Source organism: Streptomyces sp. NRRL B-24484, assembly GCF_000717715.1.
In the GTDB taxonomy this organism is placed as follows: domain Bacteria; phylum Actinomycetota; class Actinomycetes; order Streptomycetales; family Streptomycetaceae; genus Kitasatospora.
Genome location: NZ_JOAI01000001.1, coordinates 380,805 through 406,958, shown reverse-complemented (window position 1 = coordinate 406,958; position 26,154 = coordinate 380,805). Strand labels below are relative to the sequence as shown.

Annotated in this window: 22 protein-coding genes; 15 read left to right on the top strand and 7 right to left on the bottom strand. The window is 74.9% G+C overall.

What is annotated here, in order from left to right; all coding sequences use genetic code 11:
* Positions 1-60 precede the first annotated feature (60 nt).
* From IE98_RS0101800 to thiE, 3 genes are all read left to right on the top strand, one after another.
* On the top strand, positions 61-1,263 hold the full coding sequence (locus IE98_RS0101800; protein ID WP_030262886.1) for an NAD(P)/FAD-dependent oxidoreductase: 1,203 nt from the start codon (positions 61-63) through the stop codon (positions 1,261-1,263).
* Positions 1,264-1,380: 117 nt separating this feature from the next.
* Positions 1,381-1,746 carry an Rv2175c family DNA-binding protein gene (locus tag IE98_RS0101795; RefSeq protein WP_030262885.1) on the top strand — a complete coding sequence of 122 codons (366 nt, stop codon included), beginning with the start codon at positions 1,381-1,383 and terminating at the stop codon, positions 1,744-1,746.
* Complete coding sequence (thiE, locus tag IE98_RS0101790) at positions 1,746-2,390, top strand: thiamine phosphate synthase (protein ID WP_030262883.1); 645 nt, start codon at positions 1,746-1,748, stop codon at positions 2,388-2,390. Before IE98_RS0101795 ends, thiE begins: the two co-directional genes overlap by 1 nt.
* A 159-nt stretch (positions 2,391-2,549) precedes the next feature.
* Here the strand turns inward: thiE and IE98_RS0101785 are convergent, their stop codons facing one another.
* Positions 2,550-3,674, bottom strand: a complete 1,125-nt coding sequence (locus IE98_RS0101785; RefSeq protein ID WP_043173196.1) for a polyprenyl synthetase family protein — start codon at positions 3,672-3,674, stop codon at positions 2,550-2,552.
* A gap of 167 nt (positions 3,675-3,841) precedes the next feature.
* Here IE98_RS0101785 and metF point away from each other — a divergent pair, with 167 nt between their 5' ends.
* Together metF and IE98_RS0101775 are read left to right on the top strand one after the other, a co-directional pair.
* Positions 3,842-4,756, top strand: a complete 915-nt coding sequence (gene metF, locus IE98_RS0101780; RefSeq protein WP_030262877.1) for a methylenetetrahydrofolate reductase [NAD(P)H] — start codon at positions 3,842-3,844, stop codon at positions 4,754-4,756.
* Positions 4,757-4,843: 87 nt separating this feature from the next.
* Entirely contained in the window at positions 4,844-5,692 is an 849-nt protein-coding gene (locus tag IE98_RS0101775; protein WP_030262875.1) for a hypothetical protein, read from the top strand.
* Between the two features lie 16 nt (positions 5,693-5,708).
* Here the strand turns inward: IE98_RS0101775 and IE98_RS0101770 are convergent, their stop codons facing one another.
* Entirely contained in the window at positions 5,709-7,094 is a 1,386-nt protein-coding gene (locus IE98_RS0101770) for a phytoene desaturase family protein (RefSeq protein ID WP_030262873.1), read from the bottom strand.
* A gap of 63 nt (positions 7,095-7,157) precedes the next feature.
* The gene (locus IE98_RS0101765; RefSeq protein ID WP_030262870.1) at positions 7,158-7,766 is read right to left on the bottom strand and encodes a DUF4126 domain-containing protein; all 609 of its coding nucleotides are present in this window, start codon (positions 7,764-7,766) and stop codon (positions 7,158-7,160) included.
* A 625-nt stretch (positions 7,767-8,391) separates the two neighbouring features.
* On the opposite strand from IE98_RS0101765, the gene IE98_RS0101760 reads away from it, so the two are divergent.
* The 3 genes from IE98_RS0101760 to IE98_RS0101750 all read left to right on the top strand — a co-directional run bounded on the left by IE98_RS0101760 (position 8,392) and on the right by IE98_RS0101750 (position 10,466).
* Entirely contained in the window at positions 8,392-8,913 is a 522-nt protein-coding gene (locus tag IE98_RS0101760; RefSeq protein WP_052389995.1) for an SAV_6107 family HEPN domain-containing protein, read from the top strand.
* A 144-nt stretch (positions 8,914-9,057) separates the two neighbouring features.
* Positions 9,058-9,810 (top strand): methyltransferase domain-containing protein, encoded by a 753-nt coding sequence (locus IE98_RS0101755; RefSeq protein WP_030262861.1) that lies wholly within the window; start codon positions 9,058-9,060, stop codon positions 9,808-9,810.
* Positions 9,811-10,082: 272 nt separating this feature from the next.
* Positions 10,083-10,466, top strand: a complete 384-nt coding sequence (locus IE98_RS0101750) for a DUF3040 domain-containing protein (RefSeq protein ID WP_030262858.1) — start codon at positions 10,083-10,085, stop codon at positions 10,464-10,466.
* 100 nt (positions 10,467-10,566) lie between these two features.
* Here IE98_RS0101750 and IE98_RS0101745 read toward each other — a convergent pair whose 3' ends face one another.
* The 4 genes from IE98_RS0101745 to IE98_RS0101730 form a co-directional block, all read right to left on the bottom strand.
* On the bottom strand, positions 10,567-13,005 hold the full coding sequence (locus tag IE98_RS0101745; protein ID WP_030262855.1) for a transglutaminaseTgpA domain-containing protein: 2,439 nt from the start codon (positions 13,003-13,005) through the stop codon (positions 10,567-10,569).
* Positions 13,002-14,345 (bottom strand): DUF58 domain-containing protein, encoded by a 1,344-nt coding sequence (locus tag IE98_RS0101740; RefSeq protein WP_030262852.1) that lies wholly within the window; start codon positions 14,343-14,345, stop codon positions 13,002-13,004. Before IE98_RS0101740 ends, IE98_RS0101745 begins: the two co-directional genes overlap by 4 nt.
* A gap of 1 nt (position 14,346) precedes the next feature.
* Complete coding sequence (locus IE98_RS0101735) at positions 14,347-15,372, bottom strand: AAA family ATPase (protein ID WP_030262848.1); 1,026 nt, start codon at positions 15,370-15,372, stop codon at positions 14,347-14,349.
* A 349-nt stretch (positions 15,373-15,721) separates the two neighbouring features.
* Positions 15,722-16,261, bottom strand: coding sequence for a beta-class carbonic anhydrase (locus IE98_RS0101730; protein ID WP_030262845.1), 540 nt, complete (start codon positions 16,259-16,261; stop codon positions 15,722-15,724).
* 536 nt (positions 16,262-16,797) lie between these two features.
* On the opposite strand from IE98_RS0101730, the gene rsmH reads away from it, so the two are divergent.
* The 7 genes from rsmH to murD all read left to right on the top strand — a co-directional run bounded on the left by rsmH (position 16,798) and on the right by murD (position 26,098).
* Positions 16,798-17,766, top strand: a complete 969-nt coding sequence (gene rsmH, locus IE98_RS0101725; RefSeq protein WP_030262842.1) for a 16S rRNA (cytosine(1402)-N(4))-methyltransferase RsmH — start codon at positions 16,798-16,800, stop codon at positions 17,764-17,766.
* Positions 17,767-17,958: 192 nt separating this feature from the next.
* On the top strand, positions 17,959-18,417 hold the full coding sequence (locus IE98_RS0101720) for a cell division protein FtsL (protein WP_234443366.1): 459 nt from the start codon (positions 17,959-17,961) through the stop codon (positions 18,415-18,417).
* Positions 18,414-20,528 (top strand): peptidoglycan D,D-transpeptidase FtsI family protein, encoded by a 2,115-nt coding sequence (locus tag IE98_RS0101715; protein ID WP_052389994.1) that lies wholly within the window; start codon positions 18,414-18,416, stop codon positions 20,526-20,528. Before IE98_RS0101720 ends, IE98_RS0101715 begins: the two co-directional genes overlap by 4 nt.
* Positions 20,528-22,216, top strand: a complete 1,689-nt coding sequence (locus tag IE98_RS0101710) for a UDP-N-acetylmuramoyl-L-alanyl-D-glutamate--2,6-diaminopimelate ligase (RefSeq protein WP_078660704.1) — start codon at positions 20,528-20,530, stop codon at positions 22,214-22,216. The genes IE98_RS0101715 and IE98_RS0101710 overlap by 1 nt, the downstream gene beginning before the upstream one ends.
* Complete coding sequence (locus IE98_RS0101705) at positions 22,213-23,616, top strand: UDP-N-acetylmuramoyl-tripeptide--D-alanyl-D-alanine ligase (protein ID WP_030262833.1); 1,404 nt, start codon at positions 22,213-22,215, stop codon at positions 23,614-23,616. Before IE98_RS0101710 ends, IE98_RS0101705 begins: the two co-directional genes overlap by 4 nt.
* Positions 23,613-24,674 carry a phospho-N-acetylmuramoyl-pentapeptide-transferase gene (mraY, locus tag IE98_RS0101700; protein ID WP_030262830.1) on the top strand — a complete coding sequence of 354 codons (1,062 nt, stop codon included), beginning with the start codon at positions 23,613-23,615 and terminating at the stop codon, positions 24,672-24,674. Before IE98_RS0101705 ends, mraY begins: the two co-directional genes overlap by 4 nt.
* Positions 24,671-26,098: a UDP-N-acetylmuramoyl-L-alanine--D-glutamate ligase gene (gene murD / locus IE98_RS0101695; RefSeq protein WP_030262828.1), complete on the top strand. Its 1,428-nt coding sequence runs from the start codon at positions 24,671-24,673 to the stop codon at positions 26,096-26,098. The genes mraY and murD overlap by 4 nt, the downstream gene beginning before the upstream one ends.
* Positions 26,099-26,154: the final 56 nt, after the last annotated feature.

Sequence of the window (26,154 nt, the reverse complement as noted above, 5' to 3'; positions counted from 1 at the left end):
AACGCCGGGTGTCGCCCACCCCGAAAGGGCGTACACGGGCTGGACACCCCGGCCGATAGGGTGGCCGCCGTGGCAGAGCTGAACGGAACGGACCGCGTCCTGATCGCCGGCACCGGCATGGCCGGCGCGCAGTGCGCCCTCGCCCTGCGGCAGGGCGGCTTCCGCGGGACGGTCGCGCTGGTCGGCGACGAGCCGCACCGCCCGTACGACCGGCCGCCGCTCTCCAAGGACGTCCTGCTCGGCACCAGCGACTCCACCGCCTTCGACATCGACTGGGAGCAGCTCGGCGTCGAGCTGCTGCTCGGCCGCCGCGCCACCGGCCTCGAACCCGGCGTCCTGCACACCGACGCCGGCCCGCTCGCCCACGACGCCCTGGTGATCGCCACCGGCGCGCAGGCCCTCACCCTGCCCGCCGCCGCCGGCACCCGCCTGCTGCGCACCCTCGACGACGCCCTCGCGCTGCGCGCCGACCTCACCCCCGGCACCCGGCTCGCCCTGGTCGGCGCCGGCTGGATCGGCGCCGAGACCGCCACCGTCGCCCGGCAGCTCGGCTGCCACGTCACCGTCGTCGAGGCCGGCCCCGCCCCGCTGCCCGGCGCCCTGCCCGAGGAACTCGGCGTCCTGATGGCCCGCTGGTACGCGGACGCCGGCGTCGACCTGCGCTGCGGCACCGGTGTCGCCGCCGTCGAACCCGGCGGCCTGCTGCTCGCCGACGGCAGCCGGATCGCCGCCGACCACGTCGTCGTCGGCATCGGCGCCCGCCCCGCCACCGGCTGGCTGGCCGGCTCCGGCGTCGCCCTCGACGCGGCCGGCGCCGTCCTCGTCGACGAGCGGCTGCGCACCGGCGCCCCCGGCGTGTGGGCGGCCGGCGACTGCACCTCGTATCCCTCGCGCCGCGCCGGCACCCGGCTCACCGTGCAGCACTGGGACCACGCCCTGCAGTCCGGCGCCGCCGCGGCCGCCTCGGTGCTGGGCTCCGACACCCCCTACGACCCGGTGCCGTACTTCTGGTCCGAGCAGTTCGGCCGCATGGTCCAGTACGCCGGCCGGCACGCCGACGCCGACGAACTGCTGTGGCGCGGCAGCCCCGACGAGCCGTCCTGGTCGGTGCTGTGGCTGCGCGGCGGCGCCCCCGTCGCGCTGCTCGCCGTGGACCGGCCCCGCGACCTCAACCAGGCGAAGCGGCTCATCGGGCGCGGCACCCCGCTCGACCGCGCCCGTGCCGCCGACCCGGCCGTCCAGCTGAAGGCCGCCGCGGCCTGAGCCGCGGCCACCCGGGGCGTCGCGCCCGGCGGTCGTCCGGTCACGATCCGCCATCGGTACCGGGCGGGCGGGGCGGGCTGCGTGCGCGCGGGGCCCGGCAGGTGGCAGTCTGGTGCCGTGAGTGAGATCGATCCCAAGATTGACGCCCTGGTCCCGGCCTGGATGTACCTGCCCGACATCTCCGAACTGTGGGGTGTGCAGGTCACCGAGGTCCGCAACATGGTGAAGGCCAACACGCTGCTGGCGGTCCGCCGCGGGGAGAACAGGTCGCTGCAGGTGCCCGCCGCGTTCATCACGCCGGAGGGCCCGGTCAAGCACCTGATCGGCACCCTGACCGTCCTGCGGGACTCCGGCTTCAGCGACGAGGAGATCCTCGAGTGGCTCTTCACCGAGGACCCGTCGCTGCCCGGCAGCCCCATCCAGGCCCTGCACGAGAACCGGGCCACCGAGGTCAAGCGCCGCGCCCAGGCGATGGCGCTCTGATGGCCGACCCGCGCGAGCAGCTGGCCGACGCCCGGCTCTACCTGTGCACCGACGCCCGCCGCGAGCAGGGCGACCTGGCCGAGTTCCTCGACGCGGTGCTGGCCGGCGGAGTGGACATCGTCCAGCTCCGGGACAAGAACCTGGAGGCCCGCCAGGAGCTGGAACACCTGGAGGTCTTCGCCGACGCGGCCCGCCGCCACGGCAAGCTCTTCGCGGTCAACGACCGGGCGGACGTGGCGCACGCAGCCGGCCCGCAGGTGCTGCACCTCGGGCAGGACGACCTGCCGGTGCCGGCGGCCCGCGCGATCCTCGGCGAGGACGTCCTGATCGGGCGGTCCTGCCACGCCGAGGCCGAGGTCGACGCGGCGGTCGCCGAGGCCGGCGTCGACTACTTCTGCACCGGCCCCGTCTGGCCCACCCCCACCAAGCCCGGCCGGCCGGCGCCCGGTCTCGGCCTGGTCTCCTACGCGGCGAAGGCCGTCACGGACCGACCGTGGTTCGCCATCGGCGGCATCGACGGGACCAACCTCGACGAGGTCCTCGCCGCGGGGGCCCGGCGGATCGTCGTCGTCCGGGCCATCACCGCCGCCGAGGACCCGGGCGCGGCCGCGGCCTCCCTGGCCCGCCGCATCCGCGACGCCTGAGGCCGGGCAAGCCCGCCAGGGGCGCGTGGAGACTGCGTAATCCGGCTCGGCCCTTACCGTTGTGACGGCCGCATCCGAATTGCGCAGTTCTCCCCCAGCCTTCGGCCGGGAGGTGCCCCCAAGCGCCCCTGGCGGGCATCCCCTCGTTCAAGCCGTTCGTCAGTGCTTGCGGATGGTGGCGGCTTCGGCGAGGGCGAGCAGGGTGGAGCGGGCGGGGCCGTCGGCGAGGGGGGCGGCGTCGAGGGCGGCGAGGGACTGGTCGAGGAGCTCCTCGATGCGCCGCTCCACGCGGTCGGCCGCGCCGCTGCGCTCCACCAGCCCGCGCAGGACGGGGATCTCCGCGGCCGTCAGGTCGGCCGCGCCGAGCCGCTCGTCCAGGTGCCGGGCGTCCGCGGGGGAGAGCCCCCGCATCGCGTGGGCGACGAGCAGCGTCCGCTTGCCCTCGCGGAGGTCGTCCCCGGCGGGCTTGCCGGTGACCGCCGGGTCGCCGAAGACGCCGAGCAGGTCGTCGCGGAGCTGGAAGGCCTCGCCCAGCGGCAGCCCGAACGCGCCGTAGGCCTCGACGAGTTCCGGTCCGGCGCCGGCGAGCAGGGCACCGACCTGGAGCGGCCGCTCGATGGTGTACTTCGCGGACTTGTAGTGCAGGACGGTCTGCGCCCGGTCGAGCGCCCCGGCGTCGGCGGAGTCCCCGGCCACCGGTTCGAGCACGTCCAGGTACTGCCCGACCATGACCTCGGTGCGCATGAGGTCGAAGACGGGCTTGGCGGCGCGCACCGCGTCGTCCGGCAGGCCGGAGCTCTGGAAGAGCTCGTCGCACCAGATCAGCAGCAGGTCGCCGAGCAGGACGGCGGCGCTGGCACCGTACTGCTCGCGGTCGCCGCGCCAGCCGTGCTCGCGGTGCATGCCCTCGAAGCGGCGGTGGACGGAGGGCAGCCCGCGGCGGGTGTCGCTGCGGTCCATCAGGTCGTCGTGGACGAGGGCGCTGGCCTGGAGGAGTTCGAGGGCGGCGGCCGCGTCGGCGATGCCGGGGTGGTCGGCGGAGCCTCCGGCGCCGCGCCAGCCCCAGTAGCAGAAGGCGGGCCGCAGCCGCTTGCCGCCGTCGAGCAGGAAGTCGCGCAGTGCCTCGGAGACCGGGCCGAGCTGGGGGGAGATGCCGGCGAGCAGGGTGCTCCGGCCGTCCATGAAGGCGGCGAGCGCGGCGTTCACGCGGTCGCGCACGGCCTCGCGGTCGATCGGGTTGGCTGGCAGGCTGGTGGAGGAGGGCACGGTGGGACTCCGGATCATTGGGCTGACAATCAGCCTATCCGGCGGTCGTCCGGGGCCCGAATCGGTCGTCCGCGCCGGTCGGCGCGGACGCGCGGGTGGCCCCGGTCACGCCGTGTCCCACGTGCACGTCTCATTCAGTGGACTACGTTTGGTCACCCTCCGCGCCTGACCGCTAGCCTGCCAGCATGGCACTCGGCATCCCCTCCACCCGGACCGACCACGCGCCGACCGTCCGGGACCTGCTGGCGGCCGGTGACCGGTCGTTCTCGTTCGAGTTCATGCCGCCGCGCAACGAGGTCGGCGAGCGCCGCCTCTGGGACGCGATCCGCCGGGTCGAGGCGCTCGACCCCAACTTCGTCTGCATGACCTACGGCGCCGGGGGCTCCTCGCGCAGCCGCACGGTCAACATGGTCGGCCGGATCGCGACCGAGACCACCCTGACCCCGGTCGCCCACCTGACCGCCGTCGACCACTCGGTGGCCGAGCTGCGCAACATCATCGGCCAGTACGCCGACGAGGGCGTGCGCAACGTGCTCGCGGTGCGCGGCGACCCGCCCGGCGACCCGATGGGCGCCTGGGTCCGGCACCCGGAGGGCGTCACCTACGCCTACGAGCTGGTCGAGCTGATCAAGGGGATCGGCGACTTCTGCGTCGGCGTGGCCGCCTTCCCGCAGATGCACCCCCGCTCGGAGAACTGGGACGAGGACATCCGCCACTTCGTCGCCAAGTGCCGGGCCGGCGCGGACTACGCGATCACCCAGATGTTCTTCGAGGTCGAGGACTACCTGCGGCTGCGCGACCGGGTCGCGGCGGCGGGCTGCGCCACGCCGATCATCCCGGAGATCATGCCGGTCACCAACATCCGGCAGCTGGAGCGCTTCCCGCAGCTGTCCGGCTCCGACTTCCCGGAGGAGCTGAAGGACCGCTTCCTGGCCGTCGCCGACGACCCGGACGCGGTGCGGGCGGTGGGCATCGACCACGCCACCGCGATGTCCGAGCGGCTGCTCGCGGAGGGCGCGCCGGGCCTGCACTTCATCACCCTCAACCACTCCACCTCGACCCTGGAGATCTACCAGAATCTCGGTCTCCACCGGCGCTGAGACCGGTCCCGTCGAGGATGCAGTGGTGTTCGCCCGCAGCCTGTACAGTCGCCCGCACATGCGGCGCGCGCGAGTGGAGGTAGCGGGATGGGCATCGGATACCTGCTGCTGTACGCCGCACTCGCCGTCGTCGCGCTCTGGCTGATCGCCGAACTCCTGCTGCAGAACCGTGCCCCGGTGGTGTGGCGCGGCGTCGCCCTGGCCGGCTTCCTCACGGTGGTCGGCGGCATGCGCCTGCAGTCGGTGCTGGTCATCGGCGTCGGCGCCGCCGCCTTCGCGGCCGGTCAGTTCTTCGTGACCACCTCGGTGAAGCGCGGCTTCGTCGCCGGCTGGTCGCTGCGCCGCCAGGACGGCACCCTGCCCGGCCCGCTGGCCCGCGTCCCGCTGCTGAGCGCCGCCACCGGCGGCGTGGCCGGGGCCGAGGAGGAGGCGCTGCCCGAGCCCCCGGTCGTCGGTGCGGTCGGCCCGGTCGAGGCCGACCCGGCGCTGAGCGCGTACACCGAGGTCGAGGAGATAGCCGCCGACGGCGTCTACGCCGAACCGCAGGCGTACCAGCAGGAGCAGCAGGTCTGGACCCAGCAGTCCGTCCCGCAGCAGGCCGTCCACCAGGACGTCCACGCCCAGCAGCAGGCGGGCCACGGCTACGGCTGGGACCAGCAGTGGGCGGCGCAGCAGCAGTTCGCCCAGGCCCAGTACCAGCAGCAGGACCCGTACGGCCAGCAGGCGGCCTGGGCCCAGCAGGCCGCCTACGCCCAGTACCAGCAGGACCCGTACGCCGCGCAGCAGTTCGCCGACCAGCAGGCGCAGCAGGTCCAGCAGCCCCAGCAGCAGGGCTACTACTACCAGCAGGGCTGGGAGTACCAGCAGCAGCCGGCCGTCCCGCAGCAGCAGGGCCAGTACCAGCAGCAGACCTGGGACTACCAGCAGCAGGGCTGAGCCCCGCGGCCGGGCGTCAGGCCGGGCCGATCAGCCCGGCGGTGATCGAAGCGGACATGCCGACCCTGGCGAGCCCGCCGCCGGGGTGGGCGCCGCCGCCGATCCGGTACAGGCCCGGGACACCCGTCCCGTTCGGCGGGTTGAGGGTGCCGCCCGCCAGCGAGGGGACGGGAACCCACGCCGTGGACCGCACCTCGCGCCACAGCACCCGCTCGCGCAGGTCCAGCCCGGACTTCGCCAGGTGGTCGAGCAGACGGCCCGCGTAGGCGTCCAGGTCGTCGCTCCCGCGCACCCCGCAGGTGACGGTGAGGGTGACCGCCTCGTGGTCGGCGTCCGGTACCAGGGAGGGGTCGTCCGGCCGCAGCACCTGCACGGTCGGCCCCTCGGGGACGCTCTCCTCGTGCAGCAGCGCGTCCCTCTCCCGGTCCGCGCCCCCGGCGTGCACCACCGTCCGGTGCACGGTGCCTTCCGGCCGGGCCCCGCGCAGGGCGAGCAGCACCCGCACCCGGCCGAGCCCGCCGCCCGGCTTCTCCCACCCGAGGCCCGGGTCGGGCGAGGAGGAGAGCACCAGGTCGGCCTCGATCCACTCGCCGTCGGCCGTCAGCACCCCGCAGGCCCGGCCACCCGCGGTCAGCACCTCGGCGACCCGGGTGCCGAAGCGGAACTCGGCGCCGCGCTGCTCGCAGCGGCGGAACACCGCGTCGGCCAGCGCCCGGATGCCGCCGCGGACGTACCAGACGCCGAAGGACTGCTCCATGTACGCCAGCACGGTCGCCCCGGCCGGAGCGTCGGGCCCGAGGCCGAACCGGGTCGCGTACTCGGTGAGCAGCGCCGTCAGCCCGGGGTGGTCGCCGAGTTCGCGGCGGGCCACGTCGCCGAGGGTGTACGAGCCGCGCGGCAGCCACTTGGCGGGGCCGCGGCGCGGCGGCCGCGGGTACGGGTCGGCGAGCCGGCCCTCGGGCAGCGGCTCCTCCATCAGCGGGCGGCGGGTGGCCTCCCAGACCGCCCGCCCGCGGTTCGTCACCTCGCCCCAGCGGTCGCCCGAGCCGGCGCCGAAGGCCGTGTCCAGGGCCTTGGCGACGCCGCCGCGGGAGGCGTTCGGCAGCACCAGGTCGGTGCCGTCCGGGAAGAGGTGCCGGCTCTCCGGCTCCACCGGGACGAGGTCGACCAGCTGCTCCAGCGGCTCCCGGCCGCTCTTCAGCGCCAGGTCCCGGTAGACGGCCGGCAGGTTGAGCACGCCCGGCCCGGTGTCGAAGGCGAAGCCGTCCCGTTCGTACCGGCCGACCATGCCGCCGTACGTCGGGGCGGCCTCGCACACCGTCACCCGGTGGCCGAGGGTGCCGAGCCGGGCCGCTGCCGCGAGTCCGGCCATGCCTGCGCCGATGATGACGATCCGTGCCATGGGCGCTGAGTCTACGGGCGAACCCGCGCAGGTCACCCGGGGGCTGCCGCCCCCACGTGCTCGTCAGTACTGCGGCTGGACGGTCGCGGTGCGCGCGGCCCTGCGCTCGCGGCGGCGCTGGAGGAAGCGGCGGATGCGGGAGACGGCGAACCAGACCAGCAGCACCCCGACCACCAGCAGCACCGCGGCCGCCGAGGCCGCCACCCACGGGTGGAAGACCGCCAGGGTGACCAGGCCGGCCACCGAGAGGTCCTCCAGCAGGCTGACCACGATGTTCGAGGCGGGCTCGGGCGAGGTGTTGACCGCCATCCGCAGCGAGGCCTTGATGCCGTGGCTGACCAGGGCCGTCGTACCGCCGAGCGCGCCGGCCGCGATCCCGTTCAGCGAGCCGGGGTCGTTGCTCGCCAGCAGCACGCCGACCACGGTGCCCGCGGCCGGGCGGATGACGGTGTGCACCACGTCCCACACCGTGTCCACGTACGGGATCTTGTCGGCCACCGCCTCGCAGAGGAACAGCACCGCGGCGGCGATCAGCACGTCCGTGCGCTCCAGCGACTGCGGCACGGACTCCGCGCCGCCGAACCGGCCGAACAGGCCGAGCAGCAGGACCACGGCGTAGGCGTTGACACCGCTCGCCCAACCGCTGGTGAAGATCAACGGGATGATGCTCAACTCTGCTCCCCTCCGGCAGGGCCGCCCGACACCCGGGCGGTCGGGACGTACCGTACCGGTGCTGCAAGGACGCGCCGCACGGCCCGCCGGTTCCCGCGCGGCCGACCGGCCGGGCCCTGAGTACGGATACTCAGGGCCCCGAATGAGTACGCCGACGGATACCCGCTGACCTGTGGGGACGCCATAGTGGTGGACGCCGGGAGGGGCGCACGACGCTCCGCCCGGGAAGCGACGGGGCCGTCCGCCACCAGTGGGGGACCGGCCGGCCGGCCCGGTCGCGTGCACGGGCCGATCGGGGCCGCGCACCGCCGGCACGGGGCGGCGGAGCGCGGTCCGGGGGGACGGCCCGAGCGGGGGAGACCGGAGGCCGGGGGAACGGCCTCCGGCGGACGTGCGGGGCGGCGGAGCAGGGCAGGACGGCGACGGGGGTGCCGGTCCGGCCGGGCACCGCCGCCCCCGCCGCACGTTCCGCCGTCGCACCCCGCCGCACCGCCGCCGCACCCCGCGGGGCCGTGGGACCGCGCCCCGGCCGGACCGTTCGCACCCGGGATTGTCAGTGCCGGTTGCCACGCTGGAGGGGCGCGGGCCGTCCGGCCCGGGCACCCGCATCGGACCGGGGGAGACCATGACCATCAGCCGCCCCGAGCGCGTCACCCGCCACCCTGTCGCCGACACCCTGCCCGCCGGACGCACCCGCCCCGCCGACGTCCACCCCGTGGTGCGGCGTGCCGCCGCCCCGCCCGCCGCCCTCGACCTGCTCCGCCAGGCCCACCGCACCCTCACCGCCGCCCGCAGCCTGCCGGACCCGCTGGAGCGCTACGCCACCGCCCACCTCGCCGCCCTGCGCACCACCGCCGCGGTGCTCGCGGTGCGCGGTCGGCCCGATCCCCACCCGCGCCGCCGCAAGGCCATCCGCAGCGCCTGGGAGCTGTTGCCGGGGGTGGCCCCGGAGCTCACCGAGTGGGCCGTCTACTTCTCCGCGGGCGCACGGCGCAGGGCCGCCGCCGAGGCCGGAATCCGCACCGCCGCGACCGCCCGCGACGCCGACGACCTGATCCGCAACACCGGGCTGTACCTGCGCATCGTCGAGCGCCTGCTCGGCCTCGGCCCGGGCGCCCCCCAGCAGTCCCTACCGCTGGCGGAGTGACCTGCGCGCGGGCCCGTCCGGGGCGGGCCCGCGCGGCCGCGGCCCGGGGCGGGGCCGGCGGCCGCGCGGGCACCCGTCGGCGGGCGGCGCAGGGCCTAAGGTGGTGGCGTTCGGTGATCGATCCCAGTACCGAGGAGCCCCGCCGTGTACCCGACGCGTCCCCGCAGTGCCCTGCGTACCGCCGTGGTCTGGGAGGTGGTGCGCACCGCGCTGGAGCAGCGCTCCGCGGAGCTCGACCGGCCGGTGCTGGACGTCCTCGACACGGGCGGCGGCACCGGCAACTTCGCCGTGCCGGTGGCCCGGCTCGGCCACCGGGTGACGGTCGTCGACCCGAGCCCGGACGCGCTGTTCGCGCTGGAGCGGCGCGCCGCCGAGGCCGGGGTCACCGACCTCGTCCGCGCGGTGCAGGGCGACACCCAGACGCTGCCCGAGGTGGTCGAGGCCGGATCGGTCGACGCGGCGCTCTGCCACGGCGTGCTGGAGGTCGTCGACGACCCGGCGGAGGCGCTCGGCAGCCTCGCCGGCACGCTGCGCAAGGGCGGCCTGGTGAGCCTGCTCGCCGCCAACCGCAACGGCGCGGTGCTCGCCCGCGCCCTGGCCGGCCACTTCGTCGAGGCCCGCACGGTGCTGGAGGCCGAGGACGGCCGCTGGGGCGCCGCTGACCCGATGCCGCGCCGCTTCACGGGCGAGGAGCTGTCCGGTCTGACCTCCGCGGCCGGCCTCCAGGTGCGCTCCGTGCACGGTGTACGGGTCTTCGCCGACCTCGTCCCCGGGGTGCTCGTCGACACCGAACCGGGCGCGATGGAGGCCCTGCTCAAGCTGGAGCTGGCGGCCGCCGAGGAGCCCGCCTTCCACGCCGTCGCGACCCAGCTGCACCTGCTGGCGGCCCTGGTCTGACCCCGCCGCCGGGCGCCCGGGCGCCCCTGGTCTGCGGAGATTCCGATGATCCGGGCACTTGTGCGCGGGCGGGGGCGTTGCACCGGTGCAGGGCGGCTCCGAAGTGGTTGGTGGCACGTGTCCACCACCACCCCGAACCGGCCCTGTGGACCGTATGATCTGGGTAAAGCCGGAAAGCATGACACCCGAACGCCTGGGGCATATGGACCTCACAGGATCAGGCCCAGGGGTGGCGGACCGGTCGCCCCGCGACCGACGAGTAGGAGGACTCCGTGCCGCTCTCGGAGCACGAGCAGCGACTGCTCGAGCAGATGGAGCGAGCGCTGTACGCCGAAGATCCCAAATTCGCGTCAGCGCTTGAGGGAACCGGCCTGCGCACCTACACCCGTCGGAGGGTCTACCTGGCCGCCGCAGGGTTCGTGGCTGGCGTCGGTCTCCTGATGGGAGGCATGGTCGCCCAGCTGATCTGGGTGAGCGTGATCGGTTTCCTGGTGATGCTTGGCTGCGCGGTCCTTGCCGTGACCGGTTGGCGGCGCGGTGCCCTCGGGCACGGATCGGGCCCCAAGGCATCCCCCGCTCCCCGCCGCAAGGCGAACGTGATGGACCGGATGGAACAGCGCTGGCAACGCCGCCGCGACGAACACGACGGCCTCTAGGAACCCCGGGAACCACGAACGACCGACGGCGCCGGGGGCGGACGGTTCACCGAACCGTCAGCCCCCGGCGCCGTCGTCGCACCGGCCGCAGGGCCGCCGGTCAGGACCGGCCGCCCTCCTCGGGGTGCCGCCGCAGCACCTTCCGGACGGCCCCGCGGACCGCACCCGCCGCCACGTCGAAGCGGCCGCGCACCGCCTGCCGCACCGCGCCGACCCGCTCGGTCGCCCGCCACCACAGCCGCGCCGCCGACGGCGGCATCAGCACCGCGCGCAGCCGGCCGTACCGGCCGACCGAGGCCCGCAGCGCCTCCCGGGTGGCCAGCACGTCCGCGCCGAGCGGCGGCACCGGCCCGGTCTCCCGGGCGTACAGCACCTGCTCGGTGGCGAGCGCGACCCGGCCGGCCGCGGCCTGCGCCTCGCCGTCCAACGAGCCGAGCTGCGCGATCCGCGCCACGGTGCGGCGCGGCGTGCTGGCGTCGTCCGGCGGGATGCCGAGGTCCCAGGCCGAGTCGATCAGCTCCTGCCAGGCGGCCAGCACCTGCGCGTCGGAGAGCACCGTCCGCTCGGCGCCCGCCAGGTGGCGTCCGGCGCCGAGCCGCCGCCGCCGCAGCCTGGCCCGCCAGAGCGCCGGCACCGCCAGCAGCACCAGGGCCAGCGCCACCAGCGAGAACGTCGCGAGCACCCGCCAGGACAGCCACCACGGCTCGCCCTGCAGGTTTTGCGCCGCGGCGGTCTGCTGGTCCGCGCAGTCCTCCGCGCGGTGGCCGCCGCCGCAGCTGTTCGTCGCACCCGGCGAGGCCGAGGCGGCGCCGCTCGGCTCGTCGGTCGGCTGCGCAGTGGTCGCGCCCGCCGACGGAGCGGTCTCCGGGCGGGTGTAGCCCGGCACGATCGCGCCCTGCCCGGCCGACGGCGTCGGCTCGAACCGGACCCAGCCGGTGCCCGCGAAGTACAGCTCCGGCCACGCGTGGTAGTTCGTCGACCGCACCACGTACGACGCGCCGTCGGTGGTGCTGCCCGGCGTGAAGCCGATCGCCACCCGGGCGGGGATGCCCAGGGTGCGGGCCATCGCGGCCATGGTCGACGCGAAGTGCACGCAGAAGCCCCGCCGGTCCTGCAGGAACTTCAGGATCGCCGTGCTGCCGGTGCCGGCCTCGATGTCGGTGTCGTAGTGGAACGCCGGCGAGGTGAACCAGTCCTGCAGCGCCACCGCGCGGTCGAAGGCGTTGTCCTTGCCCGCCGTCACCTCCTGCGCCGTCCTCGCCACCTGCGCCGGCAGCGAGTCCGGCAGCTGCAGGTAGCGACCGGGCAGGTCCGCGGGGACGGGGCCGGCCGAGCGCAGCTGCTCCGCGGTCGGCTGCACGTCCAGGCTGGTCACGTCGTAGGTGAGGCCGTCCGTCTTCTGGCCGTCCGCGCCGACCAGGGTCCGGGTCTCCGGCTCGTACCGCCAGTTGCCCGGCACCGACACGGTGCTCGCCGGGTACGGCAGCGGCAGCCAGTCCGTCCGCAGGTTCTTCGAGATCGCCACGTGGGTGCTCGCCTGGCTGACCGCGATCGACGAGGTCAGGCCCGTCGGCTTCGGCAGCGGGTCGGGCCGCTGCTGCAGCTTCTGCGGGGAGAACCGCCAGTCGACGCCGTTGAACTCGTCCAGCGCCCCGATCCGCAGGTACATCTCGCCGACGGACTGCGCCGTGGTGCGGTACTGCAGCAGCGGCACCGCGTCCGTCCGGTGCAGGCTCTCGGTCAGCGCCACCACCGGGTTCAGCGAGGTCACCCGGTACCCCGACCCGCTGCCGGTGCCCGAACCGCCGTTGCCGGCTATCGCACCGACCAGGCCCAGGCCCGCCTGCGGCAGGAACGCGGGCACCGCCACCGCCAGCACCAGCGCGATCACGCCGACCCGGTGCCCGTTGTGCACCGGCGGCGTGTTCGTCGCCTTGCCGGTGCCGCTGAACACCCGGCCCCAGCGCGACAGCCGGTCCTGGCCCTCGGCGCGGAGCAGCAGCAGGTAGCCGCCGGCCGCGGGCAGGAACCAGATCCACGAGCCCGAGCCCACCCCGGACAGGCCGCAGCCCACCGAGTACAGCGCCAGCAGCGGCAGACCGGCCGCCGCCGCCCGCCGGTGCGTCACCGCCAGCGCGTCCACCAGGACCGCGACCAGCGCGACCGAGCCGACCAGCACCAGCCGCAGGCCCGCCGTGTCCGGCGCCGGCACCGCGTACTGGCCGAGGTCCGTGCCGGCCTGCGTGAGCAGCGAGCTCAGCGCGTCCAGCGCCCGGCCGCCGGGCAGCAGCCCCCAGGTCATCGACCGGCGCACCGACAGCAGCATCAGCGCGTACAGCACGACCAGCAGCTGCAACGGCGTCACCGCCCAGCCGGAGACGGCCAGCCGGCGCAGCCCGGTGCCGGCCCCGGCCGCGACCAGGACCATCAGCACGGCCTGCACGAACCAGCCGTGCGTGGTGATCAGCGGCAGCAGGCACGTCGAGGTGAGCACGGTCGCCGTCGCCGCACTGATCGTCAATCGGGCCCGGGTGGTCACGTGCCGACCTCGTCTCGGTAGGGGCTCGACTGCTCGGTGCGGTCGGCCGTGCGCCACAGCTCGGGCAGCGAGGCGCCGGCCTTCACCGGCAGCACCGTCCAGCCGGCCCGCCGCAGCGTCTTCGCCTGCTCCTCGAAGGAACCGTCCGCGGTGTCCGGCAGCAGGTGCCGCAGGCCCGCCCAGGTCGCCGTGTCGAGCAGGAACAGCACCGCGCCGGCGGCCCGGCGGCGCAGCCCGCACAGCCGCTCCAGCTGCTCGGAGTCGAGCGAGCCGACGATCGCGACCAGCAGGCCCTCGCCGCCGCGCAGCACCTCCTCGGCGCGGGCCAGCCCGCCGCCGTCGGAGTTGCCGACGACCGCGAGCTCGTCCAGCAGCAGCCCGTTCGCCTCGGCGGGCGTGGTGCCGGCCTGGTTGCCCGCGGACGGCACCGCGTGGCCGGTGTCGGTGACCAGCCGCGTCCGGTAGCCCCGGTCGACCAGGTGGACACCGACGGACGCCGCGCAGCTCACCGCCCACTCGAAGGACGAGCCCGGCCCGGTGCCGCGGTGCGCGATCTCCCGGGTGTCCAGCAGCACCGCGGCGTGCGCCCGCAGCGGCTGCTCCTCGCGGCGGACCATCAGCTCGCCGTACCGCGCGGTGGACTTCCAGTGCACCCGGCGCAGGTCGTCGCCGTGCCGGTACTCGCGCGGGATCACGTCGTCGTCGCCGGCCAGCGCCAGCGCCCGGGCGTTGGTGTCGCCGTGCCCGGCCCGCTCGCCCGGCAGCCGCACCGGCGGCAGCGGCGTCACCTGCGGCACCACCGTCAGCACGTCGGAGGCGTTGAAGGAGCGGCCCAGCTCGCACATCCCGAACGGGTCGGAGAGCCGCAGCTGCAGCGGGCCCAGCGGGTAGCGGCCGCGCAGGTCGGACCGGACCCGGTAGGACACCTCGCGGTAGCCGTGCGGCTCGACCCGGTCCAGCACGAACCGCGGCCGCGGCCCGAGCACGTACGGGACGCGGTCCTCCAGCATCAGCACGCCGGTGGGCATCCGGGACACGTTGTCCAGCCGCAGGTGCACCCGGGCCTCCTGGCCGGCCGGCGTCCGGTGCGGGGACAGCCGGCGGCCGCCCGCCACCCGGTAGCGGGTCCGCAGCAGCCAGATCGCGGAGGCCAGCGGCAGCGCCGCGAGCAGCACGCCGACCCGCAGCAGCGCGTCCTGCCCGAAGACGTACGCGCACAGCGAGGCGGTGACCCCGGCGGCGAGGAAGGACCGCCCCCGGGTGGTCAGCCCGTGCAGCCCCGACCGCAGTCCGTGCGGCGTCTGCCCGGCCTGCGGCGGGGGGTTCTCGCCCGCGGCCACGTCAGCCGCGCCCCTGCGGACGGGGGATCGGCAGCCGCGCGACCAGGTCCAGCACGACCTGCTCGGCGGTGCGCCGGTTCATCCGGCTCTCGGCGGTCGGCAGCAGACGGTGCGCCAGCACCGGCACGGCCAGCCCCTGGACGTCGTCCGGCACCACGTAGTCGCGGCCCTCCAGCGCGGCCGCGGCGCGGGCCGCCCGCACCAGGTGCAGGGTGGCGCGCGGCGAGGCGCCGAGCCGCAGCTCGGGGTGGGAACGGGTCGCGGCGACCAGGTCGACCGCGTAGCGGCGCACCGCGTCGGCGACGTGCACCGAGCGGACCACCTCGATCAGCTTGAGGATGTCGGCGGCGTGCGCGACCGGCTGCAGGTCCTCCAGCGGATTGGCGCCGGCGTGCACGTCCAGCATCGCGAACTCGGCCTCGGCGCTGGGGTACCCGATCGACACCCGGGCCATGAAGCGGTCCCGCTGCGCCTCGGGCAGCGGGTAGGTGCCCTCCATCTCGACCGGGTTCTGGGTCGCCACGACCATGAACGGCGAGGGCAGCTCGTAGCTGGTGCCGTCGATGGTGACCTGGCGCTCCTCCATCGACTCCAGCAGCGCCGACTGGGTCTTCGGCGAGGCCCGGTTGATCTCGTCGCCGACCACGATCTGCGCGAAGATCGCACCCGGCCGGAACTCGAAGTCCCGCTGGTGCTGGTCGAAGACGTTGGTGCCCGTCACGTCGGAGGGCAGCAGGTCGGGGGTGAACTGGATGCGGCGGACGGTGCAGTCCACGGACCGGGCCAGCGCCTTGGCGAGCATCGTCTTGCCGACGCCGGGCACGTCCTCCAGCAGCAGGTGGCCCTCGGCCAGCAGCACCGTCAGGGCGATCCGGACGGCCTCCGGCTTGCCCTCGATGACGCTCTCCACCGACGCGCGGATGCGCTCGGCCACCGCACCCAGCTCCTGGAGCCCCGCGGGCCTGCGGGCCGCGAAGCCGTCGGAACGGGTCGCGCCCGCCGTGCCCTGCGTGTTGTAGGTCGTCACCCGTTCGCTCCCATGTGGACCTCTTGTGCCGGCTCAGGTTGCCGGCCGACCGATGGCGCACCGCCCGGGCGGGCGTGCGAGTCCGGCGAGGAGTGGCACGGGCGGTGGGCGTGCGGCGGGCCGCCCCGGGTCGATCGGGGCCGGGCCTGCACGGGCATTCTTCCCTGTCGCACGGCCGGAAGTCACTCGGGCGGGCGAGACGCGTGCAGTGTCCCGGTTCGTCCCGGCACAACCGGGGCCCCGGGGACGGGCGGCCCGGGAGGGGACGGGAGGGGAAGGGACCCGGACGACGCTGGCCGGGTCGGGAGCGGTCGTCCGCCCCGGGCGGGGCGGACGCGCAATCGTCGGATCAGTCGATCTCGCGGAGCAGTCCGGTGTGGACGTCGAAGACGAAGCCGCGGACGTCGTCGGTGTGCGGCACGAACGGCGAGGTGCGGACCCGCTGCATGGACTGCCGGACGTCGCCGTCCAGGTCCACGAACGCCTCCACCGCCCACTGCGGGCGCTGGCCGACCTCAGCCTCCAGCTCGCGGCGGAAGTCCTCGGTGAGACCGAGCAGGCCGCAGCCGGTGTGGTGGATCAGCACGACCGAGCGGGTGCCCAGGGCGCGCTGGCTGATGGTGAGGGAGCGGATGGTGTCGTCGGTGACGACACCGCCCGCGTTGCGGATGATGTGCGCGTCGCCGAGCTCCAGGCCGAGTGCGGCGAACAGGTCGAGGCGGGCGTCCATGCACGCCACCACGGCGACCTTCTGCACGGGGCGGGCGTCCATGCCGCCGTCGCGGAACTCGACCGCGTACTCGCGGTTCGACGCCACGAAGCGGTCGATGATGCCGGAGGAAGGACTGGCAGCGGCGTTCGGCACGGGCCGGTCGGGGGTCACTGTCATGGTGACGAAGGTAATCCGAATCCCGGTGCCGTGGTGAGGGCGGCCCCGGGCTGTGATCGAGTCCATAGCCGCGCTGCGCCGCGGGCCGGCCGGGTTGCGAAGTTGGTCCCGGTATGACCGGCGCGGGCCGCCGCGGTGCGCCCGCCCGGCCCGGCCGGACCGCGACGGCCGTGACCTGCACCGGGCCGTACCGCCGCCCGGGTGGCGCTCCGTCGGGGAGCGTTGACTCGGCGTGAGCGGGCGATAGTCTGGCGGCGCAGTGGAGCACTGCCCACCGCGCCCCGCCGACGCCCCCTCGGGCCGGCACCGGGGGCGCTCCCGTACGCGGCCCGCGGCCTCCACCCGCTCCTGTGCCACCTGGCGCACCTTCCCCGGTGCCGGGCGGTCACCTTCCCCAGGCGAGCGGGCGGGGACCGCGGGCCGCGTGCGTCCGGGCGGCCCGTGCCCCGGCGGCCGGATCCGCTCCGGCCGTGGGCGAGAATGGGGCCAGCCGTCCGGGCCCGGGCGGCCGCACCGAGGAAGGGCGCCACCGCGCGATGTCCAACGAGAGTCCGGCACCCAAGCACGTCCCGGTGATGCTGCAGCGCTGCATGGACGCGCTGGCCCCGGCGGCCACCGCGCCCGGCGCGGTGGTGGTCGACGCCACCCTGGGCCTCGGCGGCCACAGCGAGGCGATCCTCACGCAGTTCCCCGAGGCCCGGCTGGTCGCGGTGGACCGCGACCCGGCCGCACTGGAGCTCTCCGCGCAGCGCCTCGCCCCGTTCGGCGACCGGGCCACCCTGGTGCACGCGGTGTACGACGAGATCCCGGAGGTCCTCGACGACCTCGGCATCCCCGAGGTGCACGGCGTCCTCTTCGACCTCGGCGTCTCCTCGATGCAGCTGGACGAGGCCGACCGCGGCTTCGCCTACGCCCAGGACGCCCCGCTCGACATGCGGATGGACCAGACCAGCGGCCTGAGCGCCGCCGAGGTGCTCAACACCTACAGCCACGGCGACCTCGCCCGGATCCTCAAGGTCTACGGCGAGGAGCGGTTCGCCGGGAAGATCGCCTCGGTGATCGTCCGCGAACGGCAGAAGGAACCGTTCACCACCAGTGCGCGTCTCGTCGAATTGGTACGCAACGCCATCCCGGCGGCGACCCGGCGCACCGGCGGCAACCCGGCCAAGCGCACCTTCCAGGCCCTGCGGATCGAGGTCAACGGGGAGTTGGAGGTGCTGGACCGGGCGATCCCCGGCGCGCTGGAGCGCCTCGCGGTCGGCGGCCGGATGGTCGTCATGTCCTACCAGTCCCTGGAGGACCGCCTGGTCAAGCAGTACTTCCAGGCCGGTGCCACGTCCACCGCCCCGCCCGGGCTGCCGATCGTGCCCGAGGAGCACCAGCCCTGGCTGAAGCTGCACACCCGCGGGGCGGAGCTGGCCACCGAGGCGGAGATCGAGGAGAACCGGCGCGCCGCGCCCGTCCGGCTCCGCGTGGCGGAGAGGATCAGGGCGACCCGGCGCTGACCGGGGCGGACGCGAGCGAGGAACGGCGAGAGGGAGGGCGCAGTGCCGGTGGCCGGCGGTGGGCCCCTGCTGCCCGCGGGCGGGCGGGGCGGTCGGACCCGGAGGAGCGGTGCGCTCCCCGGGCAGGCGGGACGGGGGCGGATCAGCGCCCGTCCGCAGTCCCGGTCCGTCCGCGGGCGGACCCCGTTCGCCGTGCTGATCGTGGTGCTGCTCTCGGCCGGACTGCTCGGCCTGCTGATGCTCAACACCGCCCTCAACGAGGGCTCGTTCGAGCTGTCCCGGCTGAAGAAGCAGACCACCGACCTCACCGACGAGAAGCAGGGCCTGCAGGCGCAGATCGACCAGGACGCCGCACCCGACGCGCTCGCCCGCCGCGCCCGCGAACTGGGCATGGTGCCCGGCGGCGGCCCGGCCTTCCTGCAGGACGACGGCAAGGTGCTCGGCAAGCCCGGCCAGGCCCAGGACAGCGCGCCGGTCAAGCGGCCCGAGGACGCCTCCGCCGCGCCCCCGGCCCCGTCCGGTGATCCCTCCGCCGGCGCATCCGCGCCGGCGTCCCCCGCGCCGACCGCGTCCGACGACGGGGTGCAGATCGCACCCGCCCCGCCGGCCACGGCCACCGCGACGGCCCCGCACCCCGGGAGCGGACGATGAGCACACCGCGCCGGCCGCAGGGCCCCGGCGACCGCCGCCCGCACCGCCCGGGGGAGCCCGGACGCAAACCCGCGGACCGGGCCCGCACCCCCCGCCCGCGCGGCGCCGACCAGGCCCGCCGGACACCCCCGCGCCCCGACCGGGCCCGCGGCGCCGACCCGCGCACCGCCCGTCCGGCCCGCCGCCCGCAGCGGCCCGCCGCCCGTCCGCAGCCGCGGATGATCCGGCTCGCCGACCCGCGCAAGCGGCTGCGGCTGGCCGGCATCGCGCTGGTCGTCGTCTTCACCGTGTTCGCCGGGCGGCTCGTCCAGCTGCAACTGCTCGACTCGCACGCGCTCGCCTCCGAGGCCGGCGCCAACCAGTACGTGCCGGTCGTGCTGTCCGCGGAGCGCGGCTCGATAACGTCCAGCGACGGCACCGTGCTGGCGACCACCGTGGACGCCTACGACATCACCGCCGACCCCACGCTGTTCACCCCCGAGGCCACCCACCTCCCCGACGCACCGGAGCAGGCCGCCGCGCTGCTCGCCCCGATCCTCGGCTCGCCCAAGGAGAAGATCGCCGGACTGCTGCACCTCAACCCGAAGAACCCGAAGAGCCGGTACGCCCTGCTCGCCCCGCGCCAGACGCCGGAGGCGAAGAACAGGATCGCCGACCTGCGCGCCGACCTGGCCAAGCAGGCCGACACCAAGGCCTGCCGGGGGCAGCGGCAGCTGCTCGGCAAGCCCGCGGAGAAGGGCGGGCGCACCGCGGTCGACACCGCCTGCGCCAACTTCCTCGCCGGGGTGGTCTGGTCGCCCAGCAAACGGCGGGTCTACCCGGCCGGCGACCTCGCGGGGAACCTGGTCGGCTTCGTCAACGCCGAGGGCACCGGCACCGGCGGGCTGGAACTGCAGTACCAGAAGGACCTCGCCGGCGTGGACGGCCGCTCGACCTACGCCTCCGTCGGCGGGCGGATCGTGCCCGGCTCCGGCGGCGGCATGCAGACCCCGGTGCCCGGCACCGACCTGCGGCTGACCGTCGACAAGGACATCCAGTGGGCGGCCCAGCGGGCCATCACCGACCAGGTCGCCAACGCCGGGGCGGAGAAGGGCTACGTCGTCGTCCAGGACGTGCAGACCGGCCGGATCCTCGCCATGGCCACCTCGCCCGGCCTGGACCCGAACAAGCTCTCCTCGGCCCGGCCCGAGCAGCTCGGCAACGCCGCCGTCCAGGACGCCTACGAGCCCGGCTCCACCGCCAAGCTGATGACCATGGCCGCGGTGCTGGACACCGGCACCGCGAGCTGGGACACCCACGTCACCGTGCCGAACACCCTGCAGCGCTCCGACCGGGTCTTCCACGACGACGTCGACCACGAGACCTGGTACCTGACGCTGGCCGGCGTGCTCGCCAAGTCGTCCAACATCGGCACCATCGAGGCCGCCGAGCACCTGGGCAAGGACCAGGGCGAGGCCAACAAGGTGCTCGGCGGGTACCTGCAGAAGTTCGGGATCGGCCAGCCGAGCGGCCTCGGCTTCCCCGGCGAGACCCGCGGCATCCTCGCCAAGCCGGAGGACTGGAAGGGCTCGCAGCAGTACACCATCCCGTTCGGGCAGGGCCTGTCGGTCAACGCCCTGCAGGCCACCTCGGTCTTCTCCACGATCGCCAACGGCGGGGTGCGGGTCGCCCCCGGCCTGGTCATGGGCACCACCGGCCCGGACGGGCGCTACACCCAGACCCCGCCCGGCGCGCAGACCCGGGTGGTCAGCGAGGCCACCGCGAAGACGCTGACCGAGATGCTGGAGTCCGTCGTCACCGACGAGCAGGGCACCGGCACCAAGGCGGCGATCCCCGGCTACCGGGTCGCCGGCAAGACCGGCACCGCCAACCGCGTGGACCCGAGGACCGGCCGGTACTCCGGGTACACCGCCTCCTTCATCGGCTTCGCACCGGCCGACCGGCCCCGGGTCACCGTCTCCTGCGTGATCCAGGACCCGGTCAACGGCCACTTCGGCGGCCAGCTGTGCGGCCCGGTGTTCAAGCAGGTGATGGAGTTCGCCCTGAAGACCCTGCGGGTCGCGCCGAGCGGCAGCGAGGCGCCGAACCTGCCCGTCGACTGGAAGCCCTGATGAACGACGCCCCCGACCACCGCAGCAGCGATCCGCGCCCGGCGGAGCGGAACGACGGGGGCACCCCCGCCCGGTTTGGCCCTGGAGGCCCTTCGGCCGATACCCTGCCCGCCGTGCCGAAACCCGATCAAATCTCCGCGAGCCCGCCCCGCCCCTCCAGCCCGGCGGCGCTGCCGCTCGCCGAGGTCGCCCGACAGCTGGGCCTGGCGCCCGCCGAGGGCGCGGAGGACACCGGGGTCACCGGCATCACCCACGACTCCCGCGCCGTCCGCCCCGGCGACGTGTACGTGGCCTTCCCCGGTGCCAACCACCACGGCGCGGCCTTCGCCGCGGCGGCGGTGGCGGCGGGCGCCGTCGCCGTGCTGACCGATCCGGCCGGCGCCGAACTCGCCGCCGACTCGGGTGTGCCGCTGCTGGTCGTGGACAACGTCCGCGGCGCGATGGGCCACCTCGCCGCCGCGGTCTACGGGCGCCCCAGCGAGCAGCTGCTGATGATCGGCCTGACCGGCACCAACGGCAAGACCACCACCTCCTACCTGGTCGAGGCCGGCCTGCGCGGCGGCGGTCTGCTGCCCGGCGTGATCGGCACCGTGGAGATGCGGGTCGGCAGCGAGCGGATCAAGAGCGAGCGGACCACCCCCGAGTCCACCGACCTGCACGCCGTCCTCGCGGTGATGCGCGAGCGCGGCGCCGCCGCGGTCGTCATGGAGGTCTCCAGCCACGCCCTGGTCTTCGGCCGGGTCGACGGGGTGCTGTACGACGTCGCGCTGTTCAACAACCTCACCCCCGAGCACCTCGACTTCCACCCGGACATGGAGGACTACTACCGGGCCAAGGCCCGGCTCTTCCAGACCGACAAGGCCCGCTGCGGGGTGGCCAACCTCGACGACGCCTACGGCCGCCGGCTGGCCGGCGAGGCGCCGATCCCGGTGGTGACCTTCTCCGCGAAGGGCGACCCGGACGCCGACTGGCGGGCCGTGGACGTCCAGCTCGGCCCGGCCGGCTCGACCTTCCGCGTGGTCGGCCCGGACGGCGCCGCCGCGGAAGCCTCGGTGCCGCTGCCCGGCCCGTTCAACGTGGCCAACGCGCTCGGCGCGATCACCGCACTGGTCACCGCCGGCGTGCCGCTGCACGCCGCGGCCGCCGGGGTCGCCGCCTCGACCGGCGTGCCCGGCCGCCTGGAGCGGGTCGACGCCGGCCAGCCGTACGTCGCCGTGGTCGACTACGCGCACAAGCCGGACGCCCTGAAGGCCGTCCTGGAGTCGCTGCGCGAGGTCACCAAGGGCCGGCTGCACGTCGTCGTCGGCTGCGGCGGCGACCGCGACCCGTTCAAGCGCGGCCCGATGGGCGCCATCGCCGCGCGGATCGCCGACACCGCCGTGCTGACCAGCGACAACCCGCGCTCGGAGGACCCGCTGGCGATCCTCACCGCGATGCTCGCCGGCGCCGCCGAGGTGCCCGAGGACGAACGCGGCGAGGTGCTCGTGGTGCCCGACCGCGCCGACGCGATCCGGCACGCCGTCGCCCGTGCGCACGCCGGGGACACCGTCCTGGTGGCCGGCAAGGGCCACGAGGTCGGCCAGTACGCGAAGGGCGAGGTCCGCCCGTTCGACGACCGCGACGAGCTGCGCGAGGCCATCGCGCGGACCGCCCGCCCCCAGCAGGCCCCCGAAGGAGAGCAGCCGTGATCGCACTGACCCTCGCCGAGGCCGCCGCCGCGGTCGGCGGCACGCTCGACGGCGCCGACCCCGGGGCCGTGGTGACCGGGCCGGTCGTGGTGGACTCCCGCCAGGTGCAGCCCGGCGGTCTGTTCGTCGCCGTGGTCGGCGAGCACGCGGACGGCCACGACTACGCCGCGAAGGCGGTCGGGGCCGGCGCCGTCGCGGTGCTGGCCTCCCGCCAGGTCGGCGTGCCCGCGATCCTGGTGGACGACGTGGTGGCGGCCCTCGGCCGGCTCGCGCGCGCCGTCGTGGAGCGCGCCACCGGCACCGCCGTGGTCGCCCTCACCGGCTCCTCCGGCAAGACCAGCACCAAGGACCTCATCGCCCAGGTGCTGCAGCGCCGCGGCGAGACCGTGTACCCGCCCGGCAACCTCAACAACGAGATCGGGCACCCGATGACGGCCCTGCGGGTCGAGGCCGGCACCCGGCACCTGGTGCTGGAGATGGGCGCCCGGCACAAGGGCGACATCGAGTACCTGACCGGCATCACCCCGCCCGACGTCGCGGTCGTCCTCAACGTCGGCAGCGCCCACGTCGGCGAGTTCGGCTCCAAGGAGGGCATCGCGCAGGCCAAGGGCGAGATCGTCGAGGCGCTCGGCGCCGACGGCGTCGCCGTCCTCAACGCCGACGACCCGCTGGTACGGGCGATGGCGAGCCGCACCAAGGGCCGCGTCGTGCTGTTCGGCGAGAGCCGGGACGCCCACGTCCGGGCGGACGGAGTTCGCCTGGACGCAACCGGCCGGCCGTCCTTCACGCTCATCACCCCGGCCGGTTCCGCACCCGTGAACCTGCGCCTGTACGGTGAGCACCACGTCTCGAACGCCCTCGCCGCCGCAGCGGTGGCGGTGGAGCTCGGGATGCCCGTCGACGACACCGCCGAAGCGCTCAGCGAGGCGGGTGCGCTGTCCCGCTGGCGCATGGAGGTCGTCGACCGGGCCGACGGTGTCACCGTCGTCAACGACGCCTACAACGCGAACCCCGACTCGATGCGGGCCGCACTCAGGGCGCTGGTGTCGATGGCCGGCCGCGGCCCGGAGCGCCGCCGCACCTTCGCGGTGCTCGGGGAGATGCGGGAGCTCGGCGAGGACAGCCTCGACGAGCACGACGCCATCGGACGGCTCGCCGTCCGGCTCGACGTCACCAAGCTGGTGGCGGTGGGCGGACGCGAGGCGGCCTGCATGGAACTCGGCGCGAGGAACGAAGGTTCGTGGGGTGAGGAGTCGGTGCTGGTGTCCGACGCGGACGCGGCGATCGAGCTGCTGCGCAGTCAGCTGCAGCCTGGGGACGTGGTGCTGGTGAAGGCCTCCCGTTCGGCGGGCCTGGAGAAGGTCGCCGAGGCCCTGCTCGCCGATGGGGCCGCTCAGTGAAGCAGATCCTCTTCTCCGGCGGCATCGGTCTGATCCTGTCGCTGCTGGGCACGCCCGCCCTGATCAAGCTGCTGGCCCGGCACGGCTACGGCCAGTACATCCGCGACGACGGCCCCAAGGCCCACCACAGCAAGCGCGGCACCCCCACCATGGGCGGCATCGCGTTCATCCTGGCGACACTGATCGCCTACTTCGCCACCAAGGCGATAACGGGCGAGTCGCCCACGGCTTCCGGCCTGCTCGTGCTGTTCCTGACGGTGGGTCTGGGCCTGGTCGGCTTCCTCGACGACTACATCAAGGTCGTCAAGCGCCGCTCCCTCGGCCTGCGGGCCAAGGCGAAGCTGTTCGGCCAGTCCTTCGTGGGCCTCGCCTTCGCCGTCCTGTCGATGCAGTTCGCCAACAGCCGCAACCAGACGCCCGCCTCCACCCACCTGTCGTTCGTCAACGACTTCAAGTGGTCCATCGGCCCGGTGCTCTTCGTCATCTGGGCCTACTTCATGATCGCCGCGATGTCGAACGGCGTGAACCTCACCGACGGCCTCGACGGCCTCGCCACCGGCGCCTCCGTGATGGTCTTCGGCGCGTACGTCTTCATCGGCGTCTGGCAGTACGGCCAGACCTGCGCCCACATGATCACCGCCACCGCGAACTGCTACGACGTCCGCGACCCGCTCGACCTCGCCGTCGTCGCCTCCGCCCTGATGGGCTCCTGCTTCGGCTTCCTGTGGTGGAACACCTCGCCCGCCAAGATCTTCATGGGCGACACCGGCTCGCTCGCCCTCGGCGGCGCCCTCGCCGGCCTCGCCATCTGCTCCCGCACCGAACTGCTGCTGGCCCTGCTCGGCGGCCTGTTCGTGATCATCACCCTGTCCGTGATCATCCAGGTCGGCTCGTTCCGGATGACCGGCAAGCGCGTCTTCAAGATGGCGCCGCTCCAGCACCACTTCGAGCTCAAGGGCTGGAGCGAGGTGCTCATCGTCGTCCGCTTCTGGATCATCCAGGGCCTGTGCGTCGCGGTCGGCCTCGGACTCTTCTACGCAGGATGGGTGGCCGGATGACGGAGAACCCCGACTGGAACGGCCTGAAGGCCGTGGTGGCGGGCCTCGGCCTGTCCGGCGTCAGCGCTGCCCGGGTGCTCCGCGACCTCGGCGCCGAGGTGACCGTCGTCGACGGCGGCGACGGCCCGGCGCTGCGCGCCAAGGCCGCCGACCTCACCGGCATCGCCGTACGCCTCGGCGACGGCGCGACCCTCCCCGAGGGCACCGAACTGATCGTCACCTCGCCCGGCTGGCCGCCGAACAGCCCGCTGTTCGCCGCCGCCGAGCAGGCCGGCGTCCCCGTCTGGGGCGACGTCGAACTCGCCTGGCGGCTGCGCCGCCCGCACCCGGCGACCGGAGAGCCCGCCCCCTGGCTGGCCGTCACCGGCACCAACGGCAAGACCACCACCGTCCAGATGCTCGCCTCGATCCTCACCGCGGCCGGCGAGCGGACCGCCGCCGTCGGCAACGTCGGCGTCTCCGTCCTGGACGCGGTGCTCGCCGAGGAGCCCTACGACGTCCTCGCCGTCGAGCTCTCCAGCTACCAGCTGCACTGGGCGCCCTCGCTGCGCCCGCACTCGGCGGCCGTCCTCAACCTGGCGCCCGACCACCTCGACTGGCACGGCTCGATGGAGGCGTACGCCGCCGACAAGGGCCGCATCTACGAGGGCAACGAGGTCGCCTGCGTCTACAACCTGGCGGACCCGGCCACCGAGGCGCTGGTCCGCGAGGCCGACGTCGAGGAGGGCTGCCGGGCCGTCGGCTTCGGCCTCGCCGCCCCCGGCCCCTCGAACTTCGGCGTGGTCGACGGCCTGCTCGTCGACCGGGCCTTCGTCGAGGACCGGGCCAACAGCGCGGCCGAGATCGGCGCCGTCGCCGACGTCGTGCCGCCCGCCCCGCACAACATCGCCAACGCGCTGGCCGCGGCCGCCCTCGCCCGCGCCTACGGCGTGGACACCAAGGCCGTCCGCGACGGCCTGCGCGCCTTCCGGCCCGACGCGCACCGGATCGCCCAGGTCGCGGTCGTCGACGAGGTCACCTACGTCGACGACTCCAAGGCCACCAACACCCACGCCGCGGCGGCCTCGCTCGCCGCGTACGAGCCGGTGGTCTGGATCGCCGGCGGACTCGCCAAGGGCGCCACCTTCGACGAGCTCGTCGCGACCGCCGCGGACCGCCTGAGGGCGGCCGTGCTGATCGGCCAGGACCGCGAGCTGATCCGCGAGGCGCTCGTGCGACACGCACCGGATGTCCCCGTCGTCGAAGCCGCCGCGGGCCAGACTGGCGCCGAGGCGATGGCCGACGTCGTCCGGACGGCGGCCTCGCTGGCGAAGCCCGGCGACACCGTCCTGCTGGCGCCCGCCTGCGCCTCGATGGACATGTTCACCAACTACGGAGAACGCGGCGACCTCTTCGCCGCCGCGGTCCTGGACCTGATGGAATAGCGGGAACCGGCCGGACGGCAGCAGCTGCCGTCCGGCCCGACCACGGCAGAGACAGG